The 18,205-nt window shown below is 71.5% G+C and carries 14 protein-coding genes and 1 pseudogene; 10 read left to right on the top strand and 5 right to left on the bottom strand.

Going from position 1 to position 18,205, the window contains the following annotated elements; translation table 11 throughout:
- Window positions 1-62: 62 nt before the first annotated feature.
- Entirely contained in the window at window positions 63-1,088 is a 1,026-nt protein-coding gene (dhaK, locus tag HMPREF9058_RS01415) for a dihydroxyacetone kinase subunit DhaK (protein ID WP_009747468.1), read from the bottom strand.
- Window positions 1,089-1,375: 287 nt separating this feature from the next.
- Here dhaK and HMPREF9058_RS01410 point away from each other — a divergent pair, with 287 nt between their 5' ends.
- The 6 genes from HMPREF9058_RS01410 to HMPREF9058_RS01385 all read left to right on the top strand — a co-directional run bounded on the left by HMPREF9058_RS01410 (window position 1,376) and on the right by HMPREF9058_RS01385 (window position 7,268).
- Window positions 1,376-3,076, top strand: a complete 1,701-nt coding sequence (locus HMPREF9058_RS01410) for a hypothetical protein (protein WP_009405813.1) — start codon at window positions 1,376-1,378, stop codon at window positions 3,074-3,076.
- Between the two features lie 32 nt (window positions 3,077-3,108).
- A complete protein-coding gene (locus HMPREF9058_RS01405; protein WP_254654025.1) occupies window positions 3,109-3,591 on the top strand; it encodes a DNA polymerase III subunit gamma/tau in 483 nt (160 codons plus the stop codon).
- Between the two features lie 106 nt (window positions 3,592-3,697).
- A complete protein-coding gene (locus HMPREF9058_RS01400) occupies window positions 3,698-4,198 on the top strand; it encodes a nodulation protein NfeD (RefSeq protein ID WP_009747649.1) in 501 nt (166 codons plus the stop codon).
- Between the two features lie 99 nt (window positions 4,199-4,297).
- Window positions 4,298-5,404 (top strand): flotillin family protein, encoded by a 1,107-nt coding sequence (locus HMPREF9058_RS01395; RefSeq protein ID WP_009747337.1) that lies wholly within the window; start codon window positions 4,298-4,300, stop codon window positions 5,402-5,404.
- Entirely contained in the window at window positions 5,292-5,759 is a 468-nt protein-coding gene (locus HMPREF9058_RS13720; RefSeq protein WP_043537560.1) for a flotillin domain-containing protein, read from the top strand. Before HMPREF9058_RS01395 ends, HMPREF9058_RS13720 begins: the two co-directional genes overlap by 113 nt.
- An 84-nt stretch (window positions 5,760-5,843) precedes the next feature.
- Window positions 5,844-7,268: a hypothetical protein gene (locus HMPREF9058_RS01385; RefSeq protein ID WP_009406253.1), complete on the top strand. Its 1,425-nt coding sequence runs from the start codon at window positions 5,844-5,846 to the stop codon at window positions 7,266-7,268.
- Window positions 7,269-7,305: 37 nt separating this feature from the next.
- On the opposite strand, the gene HMPREF9058_RS01380 is transcribed toward HMPREF9058_RS01385, so the two are convergent.
- On the bottom strand, window positions 7,306-8,688 hold the full coding sequence (locus HMPREF9058_RS01380; RefSeq protein ID WP_050797981.1) for an MFS transporter: 1,383 nt from the start codon (window positions 8,686-8,688) through the stop codon (window positions 7,306-7,308).
- Window positions 8,689-8,900: 212 nt separating this feature from the next.
- Between HMPREF9058_RS01380 and tkt the strand changes: the two genes are divergently transcribed.
- From tkt to disA, 4 genes and pseudogenes are all read left to right on the top strand, one after another.
- Window positions 8,901-10,991 carry a transketolase gene (gene tkt, locus HMPREF9058_RS01375; protein WP_009747575.1) on the top strand — a complete coding sequence of 697 codons (2,091 nt, stop codon included), beginning with the start codon at window positions 8,901-8,903 and terminating at the stop codon, window positions 10,989-10,991.
- A 232-nt stretch (window positions 10,992-11,223) separates the two neighbouring features.
- A complete protein-coding gene (locus tag HMPREF9058_RS01370) occupies window positions 11,224-11,790 on the top strand; it encodes a hypothetical protein (RefSeq protein WP_009405731.1) in 567 nt (188 codons plus the stop codon).
- Between the two features lie 63 nt (window positions 11,791-11,853).
- Complete coding sequence (radA, locus tag HMPREF9058_RS01365; RefSeq protein WP_009747287.1) at window positions 11,854-13,275, top strand: DNA repair protein RadA; 1,422 nt, start codon at window positions 11,854-11,856, stop codon at window positions 13,273-13,275.
- 331 nt (window positions 13,276-13,606) lie between these two features.
- A pseudogene (gene disA, locus HMPREF9058_RS01360) lies at window positions 13,607-14,676 on the top strand (DNA integrity scanning diadenylate cyclase DisA).
- Between the two features lie 58 nt (window positions 14,677-14,734).
- On the opposite strand, the gene HMPREF9058_RS13715 reads toward disA, so the two are convergent.
- The 3 genes from HMPREF9058_RS13715 to HMPREF9058_RS01345 form a co-directional block, all read right to left on the bottom strand.
- Window positions 14,735-15,964 carry a hypothetical protein gene (locus HMPREF9058_RS13715; protein WP_254654024.1) on the bottom strand — a complete coding sequence of 410 codons (1,230 nt, stop codon included), beginning with the start codon at window positions 15,962-15,964 and terminating at the stop codon, window positions 14,735-14,737.
- A gap of 151 nt (window positions 15,965-16,115) precedes the next feature.
- Window positions 16,116-17,063: an A/G-specific adenine glycosylase gene (locus HMPREF9058_RS01350; protein WP_009405849.1), complete on the bottom strand. Its 948-nt coding sequence runs from the start codon at window positions 17,061-17,063 to the stop codon at window positions 16,116-16,118.
- Between the two features lie 135 nt (window positions 17,064-17,198).
- Window positions 17,199-17,777 (bottom strand): hypothetical protein, encoded by a 579-nt coding sequence (locus HMPREF9058_RS01345; protein ID WP_254654023.1) that lies wholly within the window; start codon window positions 17,775-17,777, stop codon window positions 17,199-17,201.
- Between the last annotated feature and the right edge of the window lie 428 nt (window positions 17,778-18,205).

Genomic DNA, 18,205 nt, shown 5'->3' with positions numbered 1-18,205 from the left:
TTCTCCTTACAGTCTCCTTGGGGTACCCGCAGGCGATCGGGCACCCCGATTGTGTCAGGTCCTCACGCTCCCCAGCGCAGGCCGGGCGTGTTGACTGGGGCGTCCCACAGGCTCAGCAGCTCGGCGTCGGCACGCACCAGGGTCAGGGAGCAGCCGGCCATGTCGAGGCTGGTGATGTAGTTGCCCACGAGGTTGCGGGCCACGGTGATCCCGGCACCCTCAAGGAGGCGGGCGATCTCCCCGTACATGAGGTAGAGCTCGAGCAGCGGGGTGGCGCCCATGCCGTTGACCATGGCAATGACGCCCTCGTCGGCGCCGGCACTGTCCAGCTCGGTGAGCGCGGTGAGCTCAGCCAGGATGGGGGTGACGAGACGCTCAGCGATCTCAGCGGCGGGGACGATCTTCTCGCGGTGGCGTCCGGGCTCGCCGTGGATGCCGATGCCGATCTCCATCTCGCCCTCGGGCAGGTCGAAGGAGGGCTTGCCGTTGGCCGGGACGGTGCAGGAGGTCAGGGCCATCCCCATGGACCTGCCGGCGGCGTTGACGCGTGCGGCGATACCGGCGACCTCGTCCAGCGGGCGCCCCTGCTCGGCGGCGGCGCCGGCGATCTTCTCCACCATGACGGTCACGCCCACGCCGCGGCGTCCGGCGGTGTAGAGGGAGTCCTCGACGGCGACGTCGTCGTTGGTGACGACGCTGGCCACCTGGATGCCGGACTCGGCCTCGACGATCTCGGCGGCCATCTCGAAGTTCATGACGTCGCCGGTGTAGTTCTTGACGATGTGCAGCACGCCGGCTCCACGGTCGACGGCGCTGGTGGCGGCCACCACCTGGTCGGGGACCGGGGAGGTGAAGATCTCTCCGGCGCAGGCGGCGTCGAGCATGCCGGTGCCCACGAAGCCGCCGTGGAGGGGCTCGTGCCCGCTGCCTCCCCCGGAGATGATGGCGACCTTGCCCTGCTCCTTGGGTCGGCGGCGGTAGACGATGTGCTGGTCGAGGTCGATGTCGAGCTCGTGGGGGTGGGCGGCGGCCATGCCCCGCAGGGTGTCCGTGACCACGTTGTCAACGGCGTTGATAAGTTTCTTCATGGCGCTGACGCTACCGCGCCACGGGCCCGCGTGGGGCGTCTCGGGCACTAAGGACCTCGCCCCGTGCACATCGGTGCAGGTTGCCGAGGCCTTGTCGGGGCGGATGCGCGCCGCAGCGGCCGGCGCCCCCTCCCAACGCACCGCCCCAGCGACGTCACCCCCTCGCCCTCCTCAGCGTGAGCGCGGCCACCACCCGGCCTGGGCGTCACCCGCAGAGATTCTGGGGACTATCTGGGGAGGCCCTTTTTTCGCGGCACCATCGAGTCGATTACGGGCAGGATAGGGGTATGGATCTGTCCGTCGTCGCCGTCGTGGCCACTATCGCAGCCGGTGTCTCCATCCTGGTCGCCGTTGCCGCCGTCTTCGCCGCCCGGCGCTCGACGGCGCATGCGGACCTGGCCCTCAAGGAGGCCTCACGGATCTCCCGGGCGAGCATCTCGCGGATCAACGAGGTCCAGTCCGAGGCCAGCTCGGCCCGCCTGGCGGCGCGTCACGCCGCCGAGCGGCTGCGCTCGATGACCAAGGAGCGCACGACCCCTGACAGCGTCGCCGCCTACCGGGTCTTCCTGCGTGAGGTCGTCGAGGACTCCAAGCACCTGCTGGGCCCCGAGGGCACCGGGACGATGAAGAATGAGGCGCTGGACCGCCTGCGGGTGGGGGCCCTGGTGGGTGGCTCGGACGAGGTGCTGCGCGCCATGCGGAACTTCGCCCTCCTGCGCACCCAGCGGCCCGAGGCCCCGTGGCCGAGTGCCTACGCCATGGCCTACGCGCGCCTGGAGTCGGACCTGGTCACCGCGATCCGCAATGACCTGGGCTCCTCCGAGGAGTCCCTGACCGCCGACCAGATCTGGGGCGCGGTCAACGCCCGCTGTGTCGACCCCGCCTTCCGGCTGGCCCTGCTCAGCCCTCTGGAGGACGTGCTGCGCAACGCCGGACAGGACCCGACCCACTACGACCTGGACCACATCGCCAAGTTCGCCGACTACCCGAGCCCCGCCTCCCCCGCCGGGGCCATCCGGGCCAGTGGAGTCACTGGAACCACGAGGGCCGTGCCCTCCGCCGACGGCGCCCGCGCCTCCGGCTCCGAGCCCCGGCGGCGCTCACGGCGGGCGCGCAGCCGGGTGGAACGCAGGGCCTCGGAGGCGCCCTCCAGGCCGGCCGCCGCCCCGGTGTCCGACGCCGATGTCGTCTGGCCTCCGATCACCCCCGGGCGCCGGGGCGGGCGGGCAGCGGCTCCGGCACGCTCCATGACCATTCCCGAGCCGGCCCGGCCGGTGGTGCCAGCAGCGCCTGCGACGACGACCGCCACCACCGGCTCACATGCGCCGGTGCCCGAGCCATCCTTCTCAGCCGCCGCCCTGGGCGAGCGACCCGGCGGCGCGGAGCCGTCGGACCCAGCGGCTGCCGTCTCCATCCTGGAGCCGCGGACCGACGCGCCCTCCGGGCCGTCCACCGACTCGCTGCCCGAGGCCCCGCCACAGGCAGCCGGCGCCCAGTCAGCGCCACCGGAGCAGACCTCCGCACCCGAGGGCCAGCCCCAGCACTCCCCCGCGGGCCCGAGAAGTCACCGGGAGCCCCAGGCGCCCAGGAGAGTCTTCGAGGACCCGACCCCCAGTCGCATCTCCCGGCGTCGACGGACCCAGGCCGCCCTGTCTGGTTCGTCCATGCAGGCGGCCGCGGCCCCTGACGCCATCACGGTCACGGGGACGGTGACAACCTCGCCCCTGTCCGCCTCCGTGGCAGTGACCTCGGGAGCGTCGACGGCCTCGGCCAACACCGAGGAGACCGAGCCGGTTCTCGCCTCGACTCCCCCGGGACGCAGACCGGGCGCCACACCACCGAGGCGCCCGCCTCACCGATCGCAGCGGCCGTTGCCGCCGGCGCCGCACCGGCAAGGCCCCAACCGGCCCAGCCGGCCCAGCCGCGCCCCAAGCACACCGGCGCCCAGGCGAACCCGCCGGCCGAGCGCCAGGTCGGGTCACCAGTGAGAGCCGTGGCTGTATCCGCGCAAACCGTCACCGTGCCCACCGGACCCACCGGGCCCCAGCCCTCCTCGGCCGCGGCAGCCGGTGCGATTCCGGCCGCGGCCGCCGGCTACGGACTTCTCCCGCCCCAAGGAGGACCCCAGGCCGCCGCCCAGGCACCCGGGAGCGCCGGCCATCCCGTCCCCGACCCGTCGGGCCCGCCCATCCTGACCGCCTCCCAGCAGGCAGACCAGTCCTCGGCAGTGGCAGCCGCCGGCGCCGTCCCCGCCGACGCCGTCGGATCCCACCGGAAGGCAGCGGTCACGGTGAGCACGGCTGGTACAGCCGGCACAGGTAGGACCGCCGGCACCGCCGCCCCGGCCGGCCCCGAGCAGGGGACCGATCCGGCGATGCAGGAGACCATGACCATTCCCACCAACCCCTCTGCTGCGACAGCCATCCCGACGGCGACATCCTGGTCCTCGGCTGCGCCGCCCCTGCAGGACTCCGGTCGGCTGCCGCGCGCCCGCGGCGCCTGAGTCCAACCGGGTTGTTCTTCCCATCCCAACCCAGGCTTGCCGTGCCGGCCTGCGTGGCAGAATCCAGGTGTCGGAGGTCGAGGGGCCTGCGCGGAAGGGAGCTGGTGTGGGCGTCTTCGCCTGGTGCGCGATCATCGGCTGCACCGTCCTGGTGGCCGGCATCCTGTTCGACGGACTGCTGGACGCCCTCCTGCCCGACGGGCTCGTGCCGATCCTCGCTCTGCCTGTGGCCGTGTTCGGCGCCATCGGCATGGGGGTGACGGCGACGGGCTCGGCCACGGCGCAGGTGCCGGCGGCGGTGCTGTGGGGCGTTCCCACCGCAGCAGCCCTCGGATCCGGTGCACTCATGCGCTGGCTGTGGAACCGACTCAGGCGCTCCATGCCGTTGGACACGGCTCCGCCCACCGCCGCCGAGCTGGTCGGTGAGAAGGTCACCGTCCTGTGGTGGAAGGACGGCAGCGGTGAGGTTCGCGCCGTCACGCGCGGCCACCAGCTCACCTTGCCGGCGCACTCCGAGCAGCCGCTGCGCTCGGGGCAGAGCGCCTGGGTGCTCGACGCCGTCGACTCCACCCTGGCCATCGTCCCCTGGGAGCAGATCAGCGACTGAGCCCACCGGGAGCCTCTGACGGACCGCACCCCACCTGTTACTGCGCCGTCTGCCCACCATCCTCCTTCATCCCATCTTCCCGCACAGAAAGGAACCCGCATGGGTGTATCACTCATCGGTCTGATCGCCATCGTCGCCATCATCGTGCTGGCGGCGGTCGCCTACCTGTTCAGCCGCATCGTCGTCGTCCCCTCCAACCTCACCGGTCTGATCTCCGGATCGAACCGGGGCACGGTCAAGATCGTCCACCCCGGTGGACGCGACTTCGTCCTGCCGGTCATCCAGACCATCCAGTACCTGCCCTTCACCCAGACCACGATCGGTTTCAAGGTCACCGCCGAGGACGAGAACAAGATCAACGTCAACGTCGCCGCCGTGGCCGCCGTCAAGGTGGGCGACTCCGACGAGCAGGTGCGTGCCGCCGCCAAGCGCTTCCTGGGCAAGCCCAACACGGACCAGGCCATCGCCGACTCCGCACGGGAGGCGCTCATCGGCTCCCTGCGCTCGATCATCGGCCACATGACGGTCACCGACCTCATCTCCGACCGCGACGCCCTGCAGCGCAACGTCTTCGACGACGCCAAGAGCATCATGGCCAACATGGGTCTGGAGATCGACATGCTCCAGGTCTCCGAGATCACCGACGCCGGCGGTTACATCGAGTCCCTGGGTGTGCCCGAGCAGCAGCGCGTCGAGAAGGACGCCCGCATCGCGCGGGCCAACGCCGAGCGTGAGGCCCGCGACGCCGAGGTCACCTCCCGTCAGCAGATCGCCGAGCGCGAGCGCGACCTGTCCCTGCGTCAGGCCCAGCTCAAGGCCGAGACGGACAAGGCCCAGGCCGACGCCGACTCCGCCGGCCCGATCGCCCGCGCCGCCAAGGAGCGCGAGATCGCCATCATCGGGCAGGAGGCGGCCGAGGCCAAGGCCGCCCTGACCGAGCGCGAGCTGGACTCCACCGTGCGCAAGCCCGCCGACGCCGCCCGCTACCAGCGCGAGCAGGAGGCTCAGGCCTCCAAGACCGAGGCGCTGCTGCGGGCCCAGGCCGACGCCGAGCGCACCCGTCTGGACGCCGAGGCCCAGGCCCAGGCCACCGGTGGCCCGCGCCGAGGCCGAGGCCAAGGCGACCGCCGCCCGGGCCCGCGCCGAGGCCGAGGCCATCGCGGCCCGAGGCCAGGCCGAGGCCGACACGATCCGTGCCGCCGGTGAGGCCGAGGCCAAGGCCATGAGCGACAAGGCGGACGCCCTGGCCAAGTACGGCGAGGCCGCCACCCGCCAGATGCTGCTGGACAAGGCCCCCGAGATCGCCCGGGCCCTGAGCGAGCCGCTGGCCAGCGTGCGCGACCTGTCGATCATCTCCACCGAGGGCGCCTCCGCCCTGCCCAAGGCGGTGGCCAACAACGTCGAGCAGCTCGATCTCATCCTGCGCAGCCTCGTGGGCACCGGACTGACCGACATGGTGGGCAGCCACCTGCCGGGCTCGGACACCTCCGCCGACCACGCCGGCTCCGCTGACCACGACGGCGCAGCCCCGGCCGCCGTCGTCGAACACTCGGAGCACTGACAACCGGTAGGTCTGAAACAAATCGAGATCATCCACGTGGCCGGGTGCGGAATATGTCCGCTCAACCGCACCCGGCCACGTAGCATGTCCCCGTCATTCCGCACAGTCAGTACCGGGCAGGTCATCATGCGTCGTCGCATCTTTCTCACCGCCGCACTCGGCGCCACCGCGGGCGCCGGCGCCCTGTCCCTGAGCGGCTGCGCGGACGTCCGCCAGCGCATCGCGCGCACCCTGACCCCTCAGCCCCCCACCGTCCTTCACGCGTCACTGTCCACGCTCCCGAAGGCCCCCTCCATCCCGACCGACTTCGGCGGCGAGGCGGTGTGGCCCCTGCGCGTCAAGGAGAATCAGAACCACCCCTGGCCCACCAACGCGATGATCGAGACCGTCCACGGCTCCTTTCTCATCGCCTATGACGTCAACAGCGACGACGAGACCGCCGGTCTGTCCGGCGACCGCCCCATCCTCGTTGACCTCAAGGGGCCGACGACCTACGGCATCGTGCCGGAGGACTCCAAGCACGGGTATCGCATCGAGCCGATGACCGTTCCCCCCGTCGGCGGTGTTCCCGCAAGCAACCCCATCGCCCCCAGCCCCGGCACACTCGTCACCGAGCAGTTCACCTGCGCCGCCACCTGCGACGACGAGTTCGCCTACCTCATCACCGGCCGCGAGGACGTCCTCGACGAGCGCCCCGAGAACCGGGGACGAGTCAGTCTGCTCAAGATCCGCCTGGCCGACCGCCGCATCGTCGCCAGCGCGCTGCTCGGGGAGAATCTCGCCCTCAAGGCGAGGGAGTCGACCTACCGCGCCGGATCCTCGATCACGCTGACCTCCGACGGCGCCGACCTCCTGATCACCACCAGCGTCCCGCACCGGGCCCTGCGGCTGTCTGCGAAGGACCTGTCCGTGCAGTTCGACCTGGCCTCCGTCACGTCCCAGAGCTTCTGCGCGGTGGCCGGCGGCGAGGCGGTGGCCCTGCTCGGTGACGACGCGAAGGTCCACACGGCCATCGTCACGCTCGCCGACGGCCTCACCCACCCCATCGAGAACCTGAGCGCACAGCTCGTGCACCAGGGCTACCTCTACGCCACCGACAGCCGCACGAAGGAGCCGCCCTACCCCGAGGTGAGCATCAACCTCACCACCGGTGAGCGCACCGAGCTGACGGACCTGCCGGTCGACAAGGAGGACAAGCACCCCACCCTGACCGCGAGCAACGGATACGTCATCAGGAGGACCGACCACATCCAGGTCCGCAAGAACGGCTCGGCGACCGCGCTGCTGACCCGAGAGTCCACCGAGGAGGAGTCCTACCAGAGTGCGGCGATCTACGGCTCCATCCTCTACCTCACCCTCAATGGAGGCCGCCTGCACCTCATCGACCTGGACACCGGCGAGGTGATCTCACAGTCCAGGACCGGCGGCCAGCACGAGATAGTGACGGTGACGCCCTACGGGTTCTGCAACGAGAGCGCCTTCTACCCGGCCACCGCCTGGAAGTCCTGAGCCCGCCACCACTGACGCCCTCGAAGCGCTCGGGCACTCAGATGTCCTCGAGGCTCTCACCCTTGGTCTCGCGGGCCAGCAGGTAGATGAAGCCGCCCAGGACCAGCATGACCGCGAAGAAGAGGAAGGCCGGGAAGACCGCCGCCAGCGGGTGCGCCAGATCCTGAAGGCTGCCGGAGCCGATCATCACCCCCATGAGCAGGGGCCCGAGGATCTTGGCGCTCGCGCCGATGCCGTATCCCAGGCCCAGCCCCGTGCCCCGGGCACCGTTGGGGAACTGCTCGCCGCCGAAGGCGTTGAGGATCCCGAAGGCCCCGTCGCCGAAGCCCATCGTGATGCAGATGCCGGTGAAGAAGACGATCCACGAGGTCTCCCAGTGGGCGGAGAGGGCCACGATGACCGCTCCGAGCGCCCCGATGAGACCGAAGGAGAACACGGTCCAGCGCCGCCCGATCCGGTCGGCGAGCCAGGCCGAGGCCAGGCGCCCGAGCAGATCCACCAGGGAGACCCCCATGAACAGCGTCCCCACGGCGTCGGCGCCGATATCGGCGAAGCCGACCTCCAGGAGCGTCTGTCCCCAGGACTGCACGGTGAAGGAGCCCAGGATGAAGCAGAAGGAGCCCACCGAGACGATGGCCAGGGGCCGCAGGTGCTTGCGCAGCAGCTCGCCGTAGGCGATGCGCGGCCCGGTCCGCACCGGCGGCAGGGCTCCGACGTCGTCGGGACTCAGCTCCAGGGCCCAGGCGATGGACTCGCGGGCCTCGCGCTCGCGCCCGTGGGAGAGCAGGAAGCGGGGCGACTCGGGGACGATCCGAATCCAGACCAGCAGGAGGATCGGGACGGCCCCCAGCGCGATGAGGCCGCGCCAGTTGTCGTGCAGGAGCCGCTGCGACACAGAGCCCAGGAAGAGCCCCAGCGGGATGAACACCGAGCCCAGTCCGGCCAGCAGACCGCGCTGCCTGGTGGGCACGAACTCCTGGACGTAGGGGATGGAGACGATGTTGAGGCCCCCGACGCCCACTCCGACCAGCACCCGCAGCAGGGCCAGCATCATCCACCAGCCCGTGGGGGTGAACACCGAGGCCAGGGTGAAGACGGTGAAGATCAGGACGCACCAGAAGAAGGTGCGCCGTCGGCCCATCCGGTCGGCGGCCCAGCCCCACAGGACCGCGCCGAGCACCGTACCCAGCCCGGAGCAGGCCAGGATGACACCGGTCTCGAACCCGCCCAGGCTCCACTCCTTCTGAAGCTGGACGACGGCGAAGCCGATGAGGAACATGTCGAAGAACTCAGAGATGTTGGCGACGATGGCCAGAGCGATGATGCTTCGCTGATGGCCCGTCAGGGGCCGGGAATCGATCTGCTCCAACGCGCTCCCGCGCTCCGCCGGCGGCGCCGCGCGCCCTCTTGCTGTACCCATATGCGGCCCAATCTACGGGCAAGAGCACCCGCCTGCGGGAACAAGCCCCCGAGTGTGAAAGACACACGCACTCGTGCCTGTACTTGCCCGCCCTCACGGAAGCGGGAAGGATCACCCTTGATGCCCGCCCGCGGATGCACCGCGATGCACCACCGTCACGGCGCCCGTGGCCGCGAGCAAGACCCACCCTCATGCACAAGGAGTCCTCCGTTATGAGCGCTGAGCCGTTGCTCACCGATCTTGACCGTCAGACCATCGCGGTGTCCAAGGCCCTGGCCGCCGACGCCGTGGAGAAGGCGGGGTCGGGCCACCCCGGTACGCCGATCTCCCTGGCCGGGGTGGCGTGGCTGCTCTACCAGCGTGAGATGGTCCACGACCCGGCGGATCCGGGGTGGCTGGGACGGGACCGGTTCGTCCTGTCCATCGGGCACGCCTCGCTGGTGCAGTACATCCAGCTGTTCCTGGCCGGATACGACATCGATCTGGAGGGCTTCACGGCCTTCCGCTCTCCGGCCGGCCTGCCGGGCCACCCCGAGTTCGGCGAGGTTGTCGGGGTGGAGACCACCACGGGCCCGCTGGGGGCGGGCTTCGCCAACGCGGTGGGCCTGGCCATGGCGGCGCGCCGCGAGCACGGGCTGCTCGACGCCGGCACCCCGCTGGGCGAGTCGGTCTTCGACCACTTCGTCTACACGGTCCTGGGCGACGGCTGCATGCAGGAGGGCGTGTCCTCGGAGGCCGCCTCCCTGGCCGGCACCCAGCAGCTGGGCAACCTCATCGCCATCTACGACGACAACGACATCTCCATCGAGGGCAACACGGACATCGCCTTCACCGAGGACGTCTCGGCCCGCTTCGAGGCCTACGGCTGGCAGGTGCTCGACGTCGACTGGCGCACCGGCCCCGACGGCTACGCGGAGAACCTCGAGGAGCTGCACGAGGCCATCGTCGCGGCCCGCGCCGAGAGCACGCGCCCGTCGCTGATCCGTCTGCACACCATCATCGCCTGGCCCTCCCCGACCAAGCAGGGCCAGGAGTCCTCCCACGGCTCCAAGCTCGGGGCCGAGGAGGTCGCCGGGCTCAAGCGGGCCCTGGGCCTGGACCCCGAGCAGAGCTTCATCCTGCCCGAGGACGTCGTCTCCCACGCTCGGAAGCAGGCCGCCGACAACGCCCGGGCCGCCCGAGCGGACTGGGACGCGCGCTTCTCGACCTGGCAGCAGGCCAACCCCGCCGGCGCCGCGCTGTTGGAGCGCCTTGAGGCCCACCGTCTGCCCGAGGGCCTTGAGGAGGCCCTGCCGACCTGGGAGGTGGGCGAGTCGTTGGCCACCCGTGCGGCGTCGGGCAAGGTGCTCTCCGCCCTGGCCGGCGTGGTGCCCGAGCTGTGGGGCGGGTCGGCGGACCTGGCCGGCTCGAACAACACGACCATGGCCGGGGAGCCCTCCTTCCTTCCCGCCGGCCTGGCGCAGTCCGAGGGCGACGGGCCCTTCGGGCGCACCCTCCACTTCGGTGTGCGCGAGCACGCCATGGGCTCGATCCTCAACGGGATCGCCTTGGACGGGCTCACCCGCCCCTACGGGGGCACCTTCATGGTGTTCTCCGACTACATGCGCCCGGCCGTGCGCCTGGCGGCTCTCATGGGGATCGGCCCGGTCTTCGTGTGGTCCCACGACTCGATCGGGGTCGGCGAGGACGGCCCCACGCACCAGCCCGTCGAGCACCTGGCGGCGCTGCGCGCCATCCCCGGACTGTCCGTGGTGCGGCCCGGGGACGCCAACGAGACCGCCGCGGCCTGGGCGGAGATCCTGCGCCGTCACGACGAGCCGGCCGGCATCGCCCTGTCGCGTCAGAACCTCACCGTGAGCGCCTCCGCCGAGGCCGCCGCCGAGGGCGTGCGCCGCGGCGCCTACATCCTGGCCGAGGCCACCGACACCGATGGGCAGCAGGCGGCCCCCGAGGTCGTCCTGATCGCCACCGGCTCCGAGGTCGGCGTGGCCGTGGCCGCCCGGGAGATCCTCCAGGAGGAGGGCACCCCCACCCGGGTGGTCTCCGCCCCCTGCCTGGAGTGGTTCGCCCAGCAGGACGCCGCCTACCGGGAGCAGGTGCTGCCGGCCGGCACCGCCAAGGTCGCCATCGAGGCGGGCATCGCCCTGGGCTGGCGCGAGATCGTCGGCGACGCCGGCGAGATCGTCTCCATCGACCACTACGGTTCCTCCGCCCCCGGCACCGCCCTGTTCGAGGAGTACGGCTTCACCGCCGACAACGTCGCCGAGCGGGCCCGCCGGGCCCTGGCCCGCACCCACGGCTGACCCCCACTGCCCCACCGCCACCGAGCCGGGCATCTTTCGAGTCGTCCTACGGTCTTTCTGTAGGGCCACGCGAGAGGTGCCCGGCTCGGCATGAGAGAAGCACATGTCACGGGGGTACCCCTCCCCATGAGTGAGGGGGTGACCTGACGGTCAAATGTGGGCAGGCTGGGACCGGTCGCGCCACCTGGCGCACTGCGACACCAATCCCCGAATACAGAAAAGGCCGTCTCTCATGAGCGCACAGCAACCCGCCCAGAACGACCCTCAGATCCCTGACAGCGAGGACTCCGGTAAGGACCAGCCCCTGCGCACGCGCTACTACTACCTGATCATGACCATCATGGTCGTGATCGGCGTCGTCATCGACATCGCGATCTTCATCGGGATCATCACAAACGCCGAGGGGAGGGTGCGCATCCCCTACCTGGTCTTCATTCTTCCCGTTGTCGGCGCTCTGGCGATCGGCAGATTCGCCGACGCGGCCCTGGCCAAGAAGTCTCCCCACCTGGTAACCGGCTACGCGGCCCCGTACTTCCAGGGAGGGCAGGTCCCTCAGCAGGGCCAGTACGGACAGCCCCAGTACGGACAGCCGGCAGCCCAGCCGACGGCGCCGCAGAGCACCGGCTACGGCCAGGTGCCCGGCCAGCAGGCAGCTCGGACCGCTCCGCAGCAGGCCCCGCACGGCGAGCAGCAGCCGGGCCAGGTGCCGCCGTCGGGCCAGTACGGTCAGGATTCCCAGAACCAGCAGCCCCACGGTCAGGGAGGGCAGCCCGGGCAGAGCGGCCCGGTCGGCTACTGAGGCCCGCAGGGCGCCGATGTCGAGGTCTGAATAGATGTCGGTGGGGCCCGATACTCTCCGGTCATGCCCGCATCGAAGAGCCCCAAGGCACCCAAGGTCTCCTACTGCTGCACGGAGTGCGGCTGGTCCAGCCCCAAGTGGATGGGCCAGTGCCGGGAGTGCCGCGAGTGGGGAACCCTGGAGGAGACTCAGGTCTCCGACTCCCCGGGTGGGGGCGCAGGCGGGGCCCTGGGCGCTGCCGGCGCCGTGCGACCGACCGTGGCCGCCCGCCCCATCGGGGAGGTCAGCGCCACGGAGGCCAGGGCCCGTCCCACCGGGGTGGGTGAGCTGGACCGGGTCCTGGGCGGCGGGATCGTGCCGGGTGCCGTCGTGCTGCTGGCCGGCGAGCCCGGCGTCGGCAAGTCCACGCTGCTGCTCGACGTCGCCGCGAAGGCAGCCGCTGTGGCTCGCGAGCGCGGGGACGGGCCGGTCCTCTACGCCACCGGTGAGGAGTCGGCCTCGCAGGTGCGGCTGCGGGCCGAGCGCATCGACGCCCTGGATCCGGGGCTGCTCCTGGCCGCGGAGACCGAGCTGGGGGCCCTGCTGGGGCACGTGGAGGCGGCCGGTCCCTCCCTGCTGGTGGTGGACTCGGTTCAGACCATCGCCTCAGCGCAGGTCGAGGGCAGTGCCGGGGGCGTCACCCAGGTGCGGGCCGTGGCCGGTGCACTCATCGCGGTGGCTAAGGAGCGCAATATCCCGGTGCTGCTCGTGGGTCATGTGACCAAGGACGGCGGGATCGCCGGGCCCCGGGTCCTGGAGCACCTGGTCGACGTCGTCACCCAGTTCGAGGGGGACCGTCACGCCCGCCTGCGGCTGCTGCGGGCCGTCAAGAACCGCTACGGCCCCACCGATGAGGTCGGCTGCTTCGACCTGGGCGAGCGGGGCATCGTGGGGCTCGCGGACCCCTCGGGCCTGTTCCTGTCCGCCGCCCGCTCCGAGGTGCCGGGCACCTGCGCCACCGTGACCCTGGAGGGGCGCCGCCCCATGCCGGTGGAGATCCAGGCGCTGGTGGCCCCCACCAACGCCGGCTCCCCGCGTCGCACCACCTCCGGGGTGGACCACTCGCGCACAGCCATGGCGCTGGCCGTTCTCAGCGCCCGACTGCGGGTGGACACCTCCAGCGCGGACGTCTACGTCTCCACCGTGGGCGGGGCCCGCGCCGTCGAGCCGGCCACGGACCTGGCCGTGGCCATCTCCGTGGTCTCGGCCGCGCGCAACCTGCCCACACCTGCTGGCCTCGTGGCCTTCGGCGAGGTGGGGCTCACCGGTGAGGTGCGGGCCACTGTCGGTATCCAGCGGCGCCTGGCGGAGGCCTCCCGTCTCGGCTTCGACCGGGCGATCGTGCCGCTGGCGGGCTCGGCCGAGCTGCGCGAGGTCGCCGGGATGCAGGTGCTGCCGGTCGCGCACGTGGGTGAGGCCATGGGGGCGGCACTCCCACGCGGCTGACAGGACAGCACGGTCACCATGGGCAAGCACATACAGCACAGGCAGTGGAGGCAGTTCAGGCAAACGCAGACAACGCCGGGACCAGGGGCGGCCACGGGAGCCGAGCAGGTGACGTGACCGTCATGGATCGGCCGGGCGCCGCCAACAGACCGACCGGTCCAGTGTGGGAAGGCCCTCGCCGAAGGTCGGCCCGGCTGCCGATACCATGGGAGCGTGAGCACCGGGGCGTGCGCTCACCTGGATGCCGCGAGACCGGAGGGTCCCCAGCGCGGTCCGCCCCGGCAAGTTCACTGTGCGATCCCTTCCCCAGGACACCGCGAGATCAGGAGAGATGATGATCGAGGCCGCTGGCCAGCTGCACGAGACGCTTGCGCTCGTTGCTCCCGGCACCGTCCTTCGTGACGGACTGGAGCGGATCCTGCGCGGACGTACCGGAGCGATCATCGTGCTGGGCTTCGACCCGGTGGTGGAGGCCATCTCCTCGGGCGGCTTCCACCTGGACGTCGAGCTCTCCGCCGCCCGCCTGCGCGAGCTGGCCAAGATGGACGGCGGCGTCGTCGTCGACATGGACACCGCCCGGATCCGGCGCGCCAACGTCCAGCTGCTGCCCAACGCCTCGATCCAGACCTCGGAGACGGGCATGCGTCACCGCACCGCCGAGCGCGTGGCCCGCCAGACCGGGTACCCGGTCATCTCCGTGAGTCAGTCGATGCGGATCATCTCCCTGTACGTGGACGGCAAGCGCCACGTCCTGGAGCCCAGTGAGTCGATCCTGGCCAGCGCCAACCAGGCCCTGTCCGCCCTGGAGCGCTACAAGGCCCGCCTCGACCAGACCTCCGCCGGCCTGGACTCCCTGGAGATCGAGGACCTCGTCACCGTCCGTGACGTCACCTCGGTGCTCCAGCTCATGGAGATGGTCCGCCGCATCTCCGCCGACATCGACTCCTACGTCCTGGAGCTCGGCACCGACGGGCGCCTCCTGGCCCTCCAGGTCGAGGAGCTCACCCGGGGCCTGCTCGCCGAGCACGGCTTCCTCCTGGAGGACTACCTGCCCGAGGGCCTGGACACGACCACCGTCGATGCGCGCCTGAAGTGGGTGGGCTCCCCCGCCTCCTGGACCTGGCGATGGTGGCGCGCTCCATGGGACTAGGCGGCATCGACGGCCAGGACCTGGACGCTCAGGTCTCCCCGCGCGGCCTGCGGATCCTGTCCAAGATCCCGCGCCTGCCCGTGGTGACGGCGCGCGCCGTCGTCGAGCAGTGGGGGTCCCTGCAGGGGGTCCTCGGAGCCACCATCGAGGAGCTCGAGGCCGTCGAGGGCGTGGGCGCCCAGCGGGCCCGGACCCTGCGCGACGGGCTGTCACGGCTGGCGGAGATCTCCGTCGTCGAGCGCTACTCCTGAGCTCGTCGGTCGCCAGGCCTTTCCGGCGGCCACCCCGGCGCCCGCCTGCAGAAGGCCGTCAGCCGACGACGAAGACCCGGTCCTCAGTGAGGTCCTTGTCCCCCATGACGAAGCGGAAACGGTAGGTTCCCGCGCCCGCGGTGCTGCCGGGGGCGGTCTGCGCCTGGCCCGCCGAGGGGCTCGCGGCGGAGGAGGCAGTGGCGCTCGGCGTCGAGGAGGCCGATGCGCCTGCCGGGGAGGCCGGTGCCGCGTTGGCCGCTGCGCAGTCGGAGGTGGCCGCGTTGCCGTTCCAGGTCACGTTGACATCGGCGCCCTTGCCCGCAGGCAGGAGGAGGGCCTTCTCGGTCTGGCCCACGGGGCAGGTGACAGAGTCCCACACCTGCTGGGAGCCAGAGGAGACCCGCACTCCCAGGGCCTGGCTGCCGACGTCGATCAGGCAGGGTGCCTGGCCGCTGTTGACCAGGGAGATGGAGAAGGTCGCCCCGGCACCGACACTGACGGACTCGGGCCCCTGCACTGTGCTCTTCAAGGTCGAGGGGTCGCACTTCCCCGGCGTGGGGTAGACGGTGTGCACCTGGGCGGCTGCGCGCTCCTCATCCTGGGTGCGGATGGTGTTGCGGACCCAGAAGTAGCCGACGGCGATGGTCGCGATGAGCAGCAAGAGGACCAGCAGGACCCCGCCCAGCACCAGGGCACGGCGCAGACCGTAGCGGGGCTGAGGCGGGACCGGCTTGCGCAGGCGCCCACTGCGAGGCTGGTCCGGGCCCTGCGGGATCGAGTCGGGGGCTCCGGTCAGCCGCCCACCACCGATATGGGTCCACTGGAGGCCCGCGCCCCAGCTGTGTCGACGACGATCGGAGCGAGCGGCCTGAGTCGAACTTGTCCGGGAGGAGCGAGCGGTTCCCGGAGCGGCCTGCCGTGAGCGAGGCGTCGAGGTCCCCTGGCCGCCCTGGGGGGACCGGCGGTTCTTGCCGCCCCGGGCCGGCGTGCCCGACTGTCCGCCGGCGGGCCGGCCCGTCTGCCCCGAGTGCAGGGGGCGTCCGGTCGACTTCGTGCCCGAGGCGCGACCGCCGCGTCCCCTGGCCTGGGAGGATCGAGGCGTCCCGCCGGAGCGGGACGAGGAGGACTGTCCGGCGCCCGACCGCGGCCCGCCGCCGGAACCACCTTGCCGGTGGGGCCGGGACTGGGAGCCCGAGGACGAGCGTCCCGATGAGGAGCCTGCGCCGCGACGGGCCGAGCCTCGTCGTCCTGCGCTTTCCCCATGGTTGCGTCCGCGTCCTTTGGCCATGGTCACGACTCTACCGGCGCCACGGCCCCAGGCCCGTGAGCGCCCCGCCCCGGCGATGCGCGAGGCCGATGAGACCTTCGTCGTTGTCCGCACAGGCCCCAAGCGCGGCCTGCCGGCCGGCTACTGGGGCGGTCCACGCAGCGGCGGCCGGCTAGGGAAGCCGGTAGGTGGCGCCGTCGTCGTCGGTGACGATGAGCCCGTCGGCCAGGAGGGTGGACAGGGCGCGCACCGGCTGCTCGGGGTCGCGAGCACCACCGGAGGCCCGCGTCCCGGCCCTGGCGGCACAGGCCCTGAGCTCAGCAGCCTCGACGCACTGCCCGTCGGGGGCCGCGCGCAGGCGGGCCATCACCAGCCCGCGGGCCTGGCGGTCGGTGCCGTGCCAGGCCTGGGTGCGACGTCCGCCCGCGTGGACGTCCGCAGGGCGGCCGGCCGCCAGCCAGGCGCAGCCGGCCTGCCACGGGCAGGCCCCGCAGTCCGGCTCACGGGCGGTGCACACCAGGGCGCCGAGCTCCATGACGGCCACCGACCAGTGAGCGGCGGTGGCGTCGTCGTCGGGCAGCAGGTCCAGTGCCCGCTCGCGCTCGGCCCGGTTGAGGCTGGGGGCGGGAAGGGCCTGACCGCCGACGGCGCGAGCCAGGACCCGTCTGACATTCGTGTCCAGCACGAGGGCGCGCCGACCGTGGGCGAAGGCCAGGACCGCACCGGCCGTGTACTCCCCCACCCCGGGCAAGGCAAGGAGGGCGTCCAGGTCATCAGGCAGGACGCCGCCGTGCTGCTCGACGACGCTGCGGGCGCACTCGATGAGCCGCAGGGCCCGGCGTGGGTAGCCCAGGCGACCCCAGACCCGCAGCACCGCAGCGGTGGGGGCTTGGGCGAGCTCGGCGGGACCGGGCCAGCGCCGCATCCACTCCTGCCAGGCAGGGACGACGCGAGCCACCGGGGTCTGCTGGCTCATGACCTCCGAGACCAGGACCTCCCACGGCGTCGTACCGGGCCGGCGCCACGGCAGGTCGCGGGCGTGGGCGTCGTACCAGGTCATGACGTCCTGCGCCGAGGTCGCAGCAGTGAGCGTGTCGTCAGGGGCGGGGCGGGCGGGCACGGGGACACCGTAGCGGCAACGGCTTGGGCGAGGCCGGATGCCTTCGTCACCAGCCGCCTGAGAGTCGTCGCACTCCCCGCGATCGTAGGGTAGGCACCCGGTTCGTACCCTTACCCTACGAAGCCGAGGCTTAACCTACGATCGCGCGGGCGTACCCATCTCCTGGGTGTAACCGCGGGCCACTGCCCAGGTCCAGATGCGGTCCAGTTCGGCATCGCCCCGGCGCACCATCACGGACCTCGACAGACCGCGACGAGTCAGCCCCGGCAACCAGACGGCTCGCCCTTGAGGGACCCTGACGTAGGCTCGGGCGCTCAGGCTCACGCCGGCAGCGTCCCCGGCGTCCCCTGCGAGGAGGGCCAGGACGATGAGGACGAGCCCCAGGAGAATCACCAGTAGCGGGGGCGCACTGGGGCGCTTGACGAATAGGTCGCTGCGGGACCGGGGCCAGGGGACGTCGCGCCGGAAGCCGAGAACTCGCGTGTGGATGCCGCTGGAGTCGAATTCGGTCCGCATGGACATCATCATCGGAACCGGCACCAGGAGTATCAGCCCAGTGATGAGCATGGTGAGGCCGAACGTGGAATCGTTCCCGCCGCCAACGATGGTCTTGAGCCCAAGCACCAGGAGCAGCAGCCCGACGGCGCCACACAGGACGAGCACGATCCAGCCGGACCCGGTTGCGGCGGTACGGCGGACCAACCTATCGGTCACCGGCACAGCGGATGCTCGCTCGGGACGATGCACCGGCGGCGTGAACGTCCGGGCCGCGGGGACTCCCTGGAGCGCAACGACGGGAACGGGGACCGGAGGGGCCGATGGCTGCTGGTAGTTCGGTCGGCCGTCATTCGATCGACCGCCACCAACTCGGCCGTACTCGGCCGAGTCATACTGACCGGGTGCCCCCTGAGGAACGGCCCCACCGTAGGGGGCGGGGCGGCTCCCGGGCCGGCCGTAGGGAGCGGGCCGGCCGTCGGACGTGCCTGTCGGTGGTTGCGTCATGGGAACCTCTTCATCAAGGCGGTCAGCACCAGATCGTGGGCGGTGGGGTGCCACGAGCGTATTCCACACCGACCACGACCTCACCGCCGCCAAGGACCCAGTCCCCCTCGACCGAGAACGCTGGAGGAGGCTGCAGGTCC

The sequence above is a fragment of the Actinomyces sp. oral taxon 175 str. F0384 genome (genome assembly GCF_000223355.1).
Lineage (GTDB): Bacteria > Actinomycetota > Actinomycetes > Actinomycetales > Actinomycetaceae > Actinomyces > Actinomyces oris.
Note: the sequence above shows the minus strand (reverse complement) of the source record. Positions and strands in the feature narration are given on the sequence as shown.

Coding starts and splice junctions, on each gene's coding strand:
- dhaK (WP_009747468.1), bottom strand. CDS start 1,088: ATGAAGAAACTTATCAACGCCGTTGACAACGTGGTCACGGACACCCTG.
- HMPREF9058_RS01410 (WP_009405813.1), top strand. CDS start 1,376: ATGGATCTGTCCGTCGTCGCCGTCGTGGCCACTATCGCAGCCGGTGTC.
- HMPREF9058_RS01395 (WP_009747337.1), top strand. CDS start 4,298: ATGGGTGTATCACTCATCGGTCTGATCGCCATCGTCGCCATCATCGTG.
- HMPREF9058_RS01385 (WP_009406253.1), top strand. CDS start 5,844: ATGTCCCCGTCATTCCGCACAGTCAGTACCGGGCAGGTCATCATGCGT.
- HMPREF9058_RS01380 (WP_050797981.1), bottom strand. CDS start 8,688: ATGGGTACAGCAAGAGGGCGCGCGGCGCCGCCGGCGGAGCGCGGGAGC.
- tkt (WP_009747575.1), top strand. CDS start 8,901: ATGAGCGCTGAGCCGTTGCTCACCGATCTTGACCGTCAGACCATCGCG.
- HMPREF9058_RS01370 (WP_009405731.1), top strand. CDS start 11,224: ATGAGCGCACAGCAACCCGCCCAGAACGACCCTCAGATCCCTGACAGC.
- radA (WP_009747287.1), top strand. CDS start 11,854: ATGCCCGCATCGAAGAGCCCCAAGGCACCCAAGGTCTCCTACTGCTGC.
- HMPREF9058_RS13715 (WP_254654024.1), bottom strand. CDS start 15,964: ATGGCCAAAGGACGCGGACGCAACCATGGGGAAAGCGCAGGACGACGA.